Source organism: Thermaurantiacus sp., assembly GCF_053487655.1.
Genome location: NZ_JBRCLD010000050.1, coordinates 45,059 through 54,511 on the forward strand (window position 1 = coordinate 45,059; position 9,453 = coordinate 54,511).

At 66.5% G+C, this 9,453-nt stretch carries 6 protein-coding genes and 1 tRNA gene; 1 reads left to right on the forward strand and 6 read right to left on the reverse strand.

Features of this window, described 5'->3' with window-relative positions; genetic code table 11:
• Nucleotides 1-171 precede the first annotated feature (171 nt).
• The 6 genes from gltB to ACWIQA_RS05175 form a co-directional block, all read right to left on the reverse strand.
• A complete protein-coding gene (gltB, locus tag ACWIQA_RS05150) occupies nt 172-4,719 on the reverse strand; it encodes a glutamate synthase large subunit (RefSeq protein ID WP_448582000.1) in 4,548 nt (1,515 codons plus the stop codon).
• A gap of 11 nt (nt 4,720-4,730) precedes the next feature.
• Nucleotides 4,731-5,270 (reverse strand): DUF2059 domain-containing protein, encoded by a 540-nt coding sequence (locus ACWIQA_RS05155; protein WP_448582001.1) that lies wholly within the window; start codon nt 5,268-5,270, stop codon nt 4,731-4,733.
• Entirely contained in the window at nt 5,267-5,845 is a 579-nt protein-coding gene (locus tag ACWIQA_RS05160) for a DUF2059 domain-containing protein (RefSeq protein ID WP_448582002.1), read from the reverse strand. Before ACWIQA_RS05160 ends, ACWIQA_RS05155 begins: the two co-directional genes overlap by 4 nt.
• Nucleotides 5,845-7,296 (reverse strand): NAD(P)-dependent oxidoreductase, encoded by a 1,452-nt coding sequence (locus tag ACWIQA_RS05165; RefSeq protein WP_448582003.1) that lies wholly within the window; start codon nt 7,294-7,296, stop codon nt 5,845-5,847. The genes ACWIQA_RS05160 and ACWIQA_RS05165 overlap by 1 nt, the downstream gene beginning before the upstream one ends.
• A gap of 149 nt (nt 7,297-7,445) precedes the next feature.
• Complete coding sequence (locus tag ACWIQA_RS05170) at nt 7,446-8,252, reverse strand: undecaprenyl-diphosphate phosphatase (protein WP_448582004.1); 807 nt, start codon at nt 8,250-8,252, stop codon at nt 7,446-7,448.
• Between the two features lie 10 nt (nt 8,253-8,262).
• The gene (locus ACWIQA_RS05175; protein WP_448582005.1) at nt 8,263-9,216 is read right to left on the reverse strand and encodes a complex I NDUFA9 subunit family protein; all 954 of its coding nucleotides are present in this window, start codon (nt 9,214-9,216) and stop codon (nt 8,263-8,265) included.
• Nucleotides 9,217-9,366: 150 nt separating this feature from the next.
• Here ACWIQA_RS05175 and ACWIQA_RS05180 point away from each other — a divergent pair.
• Nucleotides 9,367-9,453: transfer RNA gene (locus ACWIQA_RS05180), tRNA-Leu, on the forward strand.

The following is a 9,453-nucleotide window of genomic DNA, read 5'->3' on the forward strand; positions in this document are numbered from 1 at the left end:
CCGGCATCGCCACCACGCCTCAAGACCGTGGCGGACCTGGCGTCAGTCGGCTTGTGGGGCGATGACCGGGGGATTGCTCTCTTGCGGCGCGCGGCAGCGCCGCCCTTGCCTATGTTTTTGGGGCAGCAAGGCCGGCCGGGGCCAGCAGCAGGGTGGCTGCAAGCTGGCACATCATTCGGCCGCCACCAGCTCAGGTCCCCTCCCCGCGGCGGCATCGTCGAGCGGGTGCTCGAGCCGGGCGAGCATTTCCTTCGGCACCACCTGCCAGAGCCTCGCGCGCGTTCCTTCCCAGTCGAGGAGGAGGCTCTCGGCGAAGCGCGAGCCGGTCTCCGCCACATGGCGGGCAATCAGCGACCGGGCCACCTCCTCCCAGTGCGCCGAGGCAAGGCGCTGCCAGACGACGGACTCCGGGTTTACGCGGCCAGCAAAGCTTTCGTCCTCGTCGAGGACAAAGGCCATGCCGCCCGTCATCCCTGCGGCGAAATTGGCACCGACCGGGCCGAGGATAACGGCGATGCCGCCGGTCATATATTCGCAACCATTGGCGCCACAGCCTTCGACCACGGTGACCGCGCCCGAATTGCGGACGGCAAAGCGCTCCCCGGCCTGGCCGGCTGCGAACAATTCGCCTGCTGTTGCGCCGTAGAGGCACGTGTTGCCAATGATTGCGTTTGCATTGGTTGCGAGCGGCGAGGAGACCATCGGCCGGACTGCGATCGTGGCACCGGAGAGGCCCTTGCCGACATAGTCATTGGCGTCGCCGAACACTTCGAGCCTGACCCCCTGGACTGCGAAGGCGCCAAGCGACTGGCCAGCGGAGCCGCGCAGCCGCACTTCGATATGGCCGGGCTTGAGGCCAGTCATGCCGAAGTGGCGGGTAATCTCGGCCGAAAGCCGGGTTCCGACCGCCCGGTGGGTGTTGCGGACCGTATAGGTGAGCTGCATCCGCTCGCCGCGCTCGAACAGGGCGCGGGCGTCCTTCAGGATCTCGGCATCCAGGCTGTCGGGCACGGGGTTGCGCGTGAAGTCGGCGGGGGGCTTCCTCAGATGGTCCGGCGCGTCGACCTTGGCGAGGATGGGGTTGAGGTCGAGGTCGTCGAGATGCTCGGCCCCGCGCGACACCTGGGTGAGCAGCTCGGTGCGGCCGATCACTTCGTCAATCGAGCGCACGCCAAGCTGGGCAAGGATGTCGCGGGTTTCCTCGGCGATGAAGCTCATCAGGTTCACGACCTTGTCGGGCGTGCCGCGGAAGCGAGCGCGCAGCCGCTCGTCTTGGGTGCACACACCAACCGGGCAGGTGTTGGAATGGCACTGGCGCACCATGATGCAGCCCATGGCAACGAGGGAGAGCGTGCCGATTCCGAACTCCTCAGCGCCGAGGATGGCGGCGATCACGATGTCGCGGCCAGTCTTGAGGCCGCCATCGACCCGCAGGCGCACCCGCTGCCTGAGACCGTTCAAGGTGAGCACCTGATTGACTTCGGTCAGGCCCATTTCCCAGGGCGTTCCCGCATATTTGATGCTGGTCTGGGGGGAAGCGCCCGTGCCGCCGACATGGCCGGAGACGAGAATGACATCGGCATGGGCCTTGGCAACTCCGGCGGCGACGGTGCCGATCCCGGCCTGCGAGACGAGTTTCACGCACACGCGGGCATCCGGGTTCACCTGCTTCAGGTCGTAGATGAGCTGGGCCAGATCCTCGATCGAGTAGATGTCGTGGTGGGGGGGCGGCGAGATGAGGCTCACCCCTGGCGTTGCGTGGCGCAGGCGGGCGATCATGTCGGTCACCTTGAAGCCGGGAAGCTGGCCGCCTTCACCGGGCTTGGCGCCCTGGGCGATCTTGATTTCGATCTCGGTTGCCGCGTTCAGATACTCCGCTGTCACCCCAAAGCGGCCGCTGGCGATTTGCTTGACTGTTGAGTTGGCATTGTCGCCGTTGGGATAGGGGCGGAAGCGGGCCGAATCCTCGCCACCCTCGCCCGAGACGGCCTTGGCGCCGATGCGGTTCATGGCAACTGCGAGCGTCTCATGCGCTTCAGGCGAGAGCGCGCCAAGCGACATGCCAGGGGTGACGAAGCGCTTCCTAATCTCGGTAATCGATTCGACAGCATCGACGGGGAGGGGTTCGGCTGCAGGGCGGAAGTCGAGCAAGTCGCGAAGATAAATGGGCGGCAGCTGGCGCACGCCTTCGGAGAAGCGGCGGTAGGCAGAATAGCTGTCCGTTGCCACCGCCTCTTGCAGGGTGTGGATGAGGCCGGCCTCCCAGGCGTGGGGCTCGCCGCCAGCGCGGTAGCGGTAGAGGCCGCCGACGGGCAAGCTGACGGCGCCTTCGCGAAAGGCGAGGGCATGGCGGTCACGGGCGGACTGGAAGAGGGACGCGAAGCCCTCGCCCGAGATCTTGGACGGCATGCCAGGGAAGAAATCCTCAACCAGCGCCCGGGACAAGCCGACGGCCTCGAAATTGTAGCCGCCACGATAGGAGGAAATGACGGCAATTCCCATCTTGGCCATAATCTTCAAGAGGCCGTCATTGACGGCGGTGCGGTAGCGCTCGAGGCACTCGGCGATGCTGCGGCTGCCAAAGAGGCCCTTGGCATGGCGGGCGTGGATAGCTTCCTCGGCAAGCCAGGCGTTGACCGTGGTCGCACCGATCCCGACGAGGACGGCGAAATAGTGGGGGTCAAGGCACTCCGCTGAGCGCGCGTTGATCGAGGCGAAGGTACGCAAGCCCTTGCGCACGAGATGGGTGTGGACAGCGGCGGCAGCAAGGATCATGGTGATGCCGGCGCGGCTTGCCGACTGGTGCTCGTCAGTCAAAAACAGCTGGGACTTGCCGCGCCGCACGGCTTCCTCGGCTTCGGCGCGCACGCGGGCAATTGCCGCGCGCAGGCCCGAAGGCCCATCGGCGACTGGGAAGCTGCAGTCAATTTCCTGCGCCGAGGCGCCAAAATGGGCCTTGAGCGCTGTCCATTCCGCGTTGAGCAGGACCGGGCTTTCAAGCACCATCACGCCTGGCTGGCCGTTCTCGCTGTCGAGGATGTTGCCATGGTTGCCGAAGCGGGTCTTCAGGCTCATCACCCGCCGTTCGCGCAAAGAGTCGATCGGCGGGTTTGTCACCTGGCTGAAATTCTGCCGGAAGAAGTGGCTCATGCAGCGCGGATTGGCCGAGATGACGGCAAGCGGCGTGTCATCTCCCATTGAGCCGACCGCTTCCTTGGCATCCTCGACCATGGGAGCGAGGATCAGCTCCATGTCCTCAAGCGTGAGGCCGGCGGCGACCTGGAAGCGGCGCAACGTCTCGGGCGCGAGCGCGGGCGCATGGACTGGGCCACCGGCGGGCAGGATGGCAGCCATGTCGGTGAAGTCCCCCACCCATTGCTGGTAAGGGTGCAAGCGCGCAATCCGGTCGATGAGGGCGCGATGGCGGTAGAGCCGGCCTTCCTCGAGATCGACAGCAATCATTTCGCCGGGGCCGAGCCGGCCTTTGGCGCGGATGCGGTCTTCGGGGAGGAGGACCATCCCGGTCTCAGAGCCGACAACCAGGAGGCCGTCGGCCGTCTCGAGGGTGCGCATGGGCCGCAGCGCATTGCGGTCCATGCCGGCCACCACCCAGCGGCCATCGGTCATGGCAAGCGCAGCTGGGCCATCCCAAGGCTCCATGACGCTTGCAAACCAGGCATACATGGCACGGTGGGCCTCGGGCATGGCGCTGTCATTGGCCCAGGCCTCGGGGACCAGCATCGCCTTTGCTTCCGGCGCCGATCGGCCAGCGCGGACGAGGGCCTCGAACACGGCGTCAAGGGCGGCGGTGTCAGAAGCGCCAGCCGGGATGAGCGGCTTGATGTCTTCGGAAGCCTCGCCGAAATTGTCAGCTGCCATCTTGATCTCGTGGCTCTTCATCCAGTTGCGGTTGCCGCGGATGGTATTGATCTCGCCATTGTGGGCGAGGCAGCGGAACGGCTGGGCGAGCCACCATTGCGGGAAGGTGTTGGTGGAATAGCGCTGGTGGTAGATCGCAAATCGGCTCTCGAAGCGGGGGTCGAGGAGGTCGGGATAGAACGCCGAGAGGCTCTCAGCCAGGAACAGGCCCTTGTAGATGATCGACCGGCACGACAGCGAGCAGATGTAGAAGCCCTGGATCTGGGCCTCGATGATCCGCCGCTCGATCCGCCGGCGCAGGATGTAGAGCTGCTTTTCAAACGCGTCGCGGCCAGCCGCACTCGTGTCTTCCGGCCCGGCGATCAGGATCTGCTCAATCTCGGGCCGGGTTTCCGCTGCCTTGCGGCCAATGACGGCGACATTGACTGGCACTTGGCGCCAGCCATAGATGGCGTGGCCGCCAGCGATAATCTCGGCTTCGACAATGGTGCGGCATGTCTCCTGGGCGGCAAGATCGGTGCGCGGCAGGAACACCATGCCGACTGCAGTGAGACCTGGCCGGAGCTTCTGCCCGGCCCGCGCCACGCAATCGTGGAAGAAGGCAATGGGCAGGTCGAGGTGGATCCCTGCGCCATCGCCAGTCTTGCCATCGGCATCGACTGCCCCCCGATGCCAGACCGCCTTCAGTGCTTCGATCCCGGCTTCGACCACCCGCCTCGAGGGGGCACCGTCAATGGCGGCCACCAGCCCGACCCCGCAGGCATCGCCCTCGAACTCGGGACGGTACATGCCATCGCGGGCAAGGCGGGAACGGGCGGATTCCTGCACGGGGTCGAACATGGGCGGGCCCTTCAGAGCTTCTCTGGCGTGGCGAGGTTGGCGGTGCGGAGCCGGTCGATAATACGCGGGATTGCGGCCTGCACCGCGGCAAGCCCCAGCTTGGCCCCGAGTTCGGCGGCCTCCCGCTGAAACCGCGGAAGCGCTGCGACGAGCCTTTTCGCCACGTCGCTTTCATAGAAGCGGATGATCTCGGCGAGCTCGGCGACTGAGAAGGCAGCGGCGAGCTGGTCGCGGCTGTGCGCGAGCAGGAAGGGAACGGTCTTGTCCATTTCCGCCATCAGCTCCTCGGTCACGATCCGGCGGACCTCGTCCATCCGGTCCGCATTGCCTTTGAGGAAGACGGGAATGGTTGCCTCGACCTGGATCCGCATGGCGTCGCGGGTCAGCGCCTCGGCACCGGTCAGGACATTCAGCCGGTCAGCCAGCGCCCGGCGCTCGGCAAGGTCATTGACCATCTCCTTCGGCCGCTCGGCCGCCGGGGTTCCCATCGCGCTGCCGGCACCCGCGACCGGGGCGACAGCGAGGAACGCAGCGACGACGGCGCGCCTCACTTTGGCGCACCCGCTGCCGGCGCGGGCGGAAACAGCTTGCGCAGCTCGGCATCGATCTTGGGTGCCAGCGATTGCTGGGCAGACGTCATCCGCGGCCCGAATTGCTGCGCCATCTGCTGATTGACTCGCGCCTGGAGCTGGGGCTGTTGGCGCAGCAGCTTCTGGCCGGCCGATGACTTGTAGAAGGCGGTGATGGCGGCAAGTTCGGCGGGGGTGAAGGCGGCAGCATAGGCCGCGATCGTCGCTTTGCGCGTTGCTGGCACCATCTCGCGCATGATGGGTCCAAGCGTGTCAGCCTGCATTGCGCCAATGCGGGCAATCCCCTGGTTGAAAGTGGGCTGATTTTTGGCTGCCTCCATCTGATAGCGCGGATTGCCACCAAGCATGGCGCGTACGGCGGCGCCTTTCCGCATTTCGCCAAGCTGCGCTTCCAGCTGCGCCTGGGCAGCAGGCAGGGGCGCGATGAGATCGACAAGCGTGGTGGCCGCCGCCGTGGCATCTTGGGCGGCGGCGGGATTGGCGGCAGCGAGCGCGATCACAGCAATGGCCGCAGCATGAAGGGCAGGGGACGGCATCAGGCAGCTTCCTTTGCGCCGCGGGAGGCGGCGGTAGCGAGATAGTGCTGGATTTCGGCCGCTGCGTCACGCGCTTCGCGCATCGCCCAGACGACCAGGCTGGCGCCGCGGACGATGTCGCCGGCTGCAAAGACGCCGGGAAGGCTCGTCCTGAAACCGCCGGCCGTCCGGATGGTGCCCCAGCGGGTGACCGCAAGATCGGGTGCGGCAAAAGCGGTTGGCAGATCCTCAGCATCAAAGCCGAGCGCCTCGATGACAAGGTCAGCGGCGAGCGTGAACTGGGTGTTCGCCTCGGGCTCGGGCAGGCGCCGGCCCGACGCATCGGCAGCACCCAGCCGCATGCGCTGGACGCGCACGGCAGTGACCGGTCCATCGGCACCGTCGCCCTCGAAAGCGACGGGCGCTGCCAGCCACTCGAACAGGACGCCCTCCTCTTCCGCATAGGCCACTTCGCGCACAGAGCCGGGCATGTTAGCGCGATCGCGCCGGTAGAGGCAGGTGACCGACCTGGCACCCTGGCGGACGGCGGTCCTGACACAGTCCATCGCCGTGTCGCCGCCGCCGACCACCACCACACGCCGGCCGGTCGCGTTGAGCGCGCCCGAATCGAAGCCGGGCACCTTGTCACCGAAGCCCTTGCGGTTGGACGCAATGAGATAATCGAGCGCACGCACAACACCGGGCCGCGACGCGCCGGGAACGCCAGCCTCGCGGGCGCGATAGACCCCGGTTGCAATCAAGACGGCGTCATGGCGCGCGCGGAGCGTTGCAAAGCCGACGTCGCGGCCGACCTCCGTTCTGAGATGGAAGCGGATTCCGCCCGCCTCGAGCCGGGCGATGCGCCGCATCACGACTGCCTTCTCAAGCTTGAAACCCGGGATTCCATAGGTGAGGAGGCCACCGGCGCGGTCGTGGCGATCATAGACGTGGATGTCATGGCCTTGCTGGCGGAGGAGCTCGGCGGCTGTCAGGCCAGCAGGCCCCGCACCGATGATTCCGACCGACTGGCCGCTCGGCGCCCCCGGCACCAGCGGCGCGACCCAGCCCCGCTCCCAGGCAGTGTCGGTCAGGAACTTCTCGACTGCACCGATGGTGACGGCGCCATGGCCAGACTGCTCGATAACACAGCTGCCCTCACACAGCCGGTCCTGCGGGCAGATGCGGCCACAGATCTCGGGCATGGTCGAAGTGGCGGCCGAGAGCTGATAGGCTTCCTCAAGGCGGCCTTCGGCTGCAAGCAGCAACCAGTCAGGAATATTGTTCTGCAGCGGGCAATGAACCTGGCAGAAAGGCACGCCACACTGCGAGCAACGCGCAGCCTGCGCCAAGGCCTCCGGCTCGGCCCAGGCGCTGCTGATCTCGGCAAAGTCATGCGCCCGCTCGGCTGCTGCCCGCTTTGCCGGATACGCCTGGTCGCGGTGGATGAAGGCAAGCATGGACGATTCAGCCATGGGCGGTCAACCTTTCCGGCGCGTGCCCTATCAGGGCCAAGCACAGATTTCCACCGGAAAAGTCAGTATTGCTGCCACTCCCTGAGCCATTGAAGAGGGAGGGGCGCCACCAGGCTCGTCACCAGTGCGCCGTTGGTTCCGTCTTGGGCCTATCTTGCGAGGAGCCACAGCAGCGCTGCGGAGCCCACAGCAATCCGGTACCAAGCAAAGGGGGCGAAGCCGTGCCGGCTCACGAAGGCGACAAGCGAGCGGACTACGACGAGCGCGGCAAGAAAGGCGGTGACGAAGCCGACAGCGATGAGGCTGAGATCGTCGAGTGTGAGGCGGTCGCGTTCCTTCCAGAGCGCATAGACGGCGGCGCCAAGCATGGTCGGGACGGCGAGGAAGAAGCTGTATTCGGCAGCGGTGCGGCGGTCGAGGCCCATCAGCAGGCCACCCATGATGGTTGCGCCCGAGCGGGAGACGCCTGGGACCATGGCGAGGCACTGGACCACGCCCACGCCGGCCGCGAGGCCAGCTGGCATGGTCTCAACTGACGTGGCGCGGACGGTTTTCACCATTCGCTCGATGAGGAGAATGGCGACTCCGCCGAGGATGAGGGCGCCAGCGACCACATGCGGACTCTCAAGCAGCGCCCGGATCGCATCATAGGCAAGCACTCCGACGACCACGGCTGGCGCAAAGCCGAGGAGGATATTGCGAGTGAAGGCGATGGCGCCGCGCTCGAGCGCAAGGAGCCCGGCGGCGACCCCCCAGAAGCGGCTCCAGTAGGTCAGAATGACAGCGAGGATGGCGCCGAACTGGATCGCGATCTTGAAGGCAACCGAGCCTTCGCCCGTAAATCCGATGAGCTCGGAGGCGAGGATGAGATGGCCGGTTGAGGAGACCGGGAGGAATTCCGTCAAGCCTTCAAGAAGGCCAAGCAGGATTGCCTGCAAGAGGGTGCCCTGGTCCAAGGGGACGAGCCTAACGGGCGGCCGTTGCTGCGAAGCGGCCGCCCGGGCGATAGCGGTCGAGCCACTGCGGTGCGACTGCAGCAAGCGGCGTGGGCGTAATTCCAAGGGCAGCAAGGCCTGGCAATTCAGGGTTGGCGACATTGTCGCGCTTGAGCATCCGGTACTGGTCCATCGTAAGCGGCGCACCCGGCAGAAACTCGAACCCGGCCAAGAGCCGCGCGGCAGAGTCGGGCACGCTGACCAGGCGCTTGTTCTGCCCAGTCTCGGCGTTCAGCCAGGCGTTGATTTCGTGCATTGTCAGAATTTCCGGCCCGCCGAGCTCGAAGGTTTCACCCGTCGCGGGCGCGGTGCCATCGAGCTGGCGCTCGAGGGCAGCGACGATCGCGTCTGCCACATCGACCACATAGACTGGCTGGAAGCGGGTTTTGCCAGCGATCACGGGCACGACCGGGACCGCTGCAATCAGCCCGGCGAAGCGGTTGGTGAAGCCATCGTCGGGCCCGAAGATGAGACTGGGCCGCAGGATGGCAGCATGGGGAATGGCAGCGCGCACTTGTCGCTCCCCTTCGGCCTTGCTGCGCCCGTAGGCCGAAGGCGAGGCCGGGTCTGCGCCGATTGCTGAGACATGGGCGTAAGCGCGCACGCCCGCCCCGGCCGCAGCGCGCGCGGCAGCACCGGCGCCTTCGGCCTGCACCGCGTCAAACCCGTAGCGGCCCGAAGGTGCGAGAATGCCGACAAGATTGACGGCGGCATCCGCCCCTTCCATGGCCGCCGCAAGCGATGGCGGATCGAGGAGATCGGCAGCGCGGATCTCGATTTGGCCGACATCGGCGAGCGGCTTCAGGCGCATGGCACGCGCGCGGTTGCGGACAGCGATGCGAAGCCGGGTCCCGCGCCGGGCAAGCCGCTCAACGAGCACGCGGCCGACGAATCCGGACCCTCCGACGATGGTCACAAGCTGCATGGGCGCAGGCTCTAGCGATCATGCCCGCGCCCGGCAAATGCCCGTGCCGCATCGCCACCCGCGTCTTTCCGATGCGCGCTTGGCCGTTGACGGCAGCAGCCGCGAGCGGTAGGCCCGCGCCTTCCCGGGGTCCGGCCCGGCCGCGCCGATGCCCAGGTGGCGGAATTGGTAGACGCGCTGGTTTCAGGTACCAGTGGCCGAGAGGCCGTGAAGGTTCGAGTCCTTTCCTGGGCACCA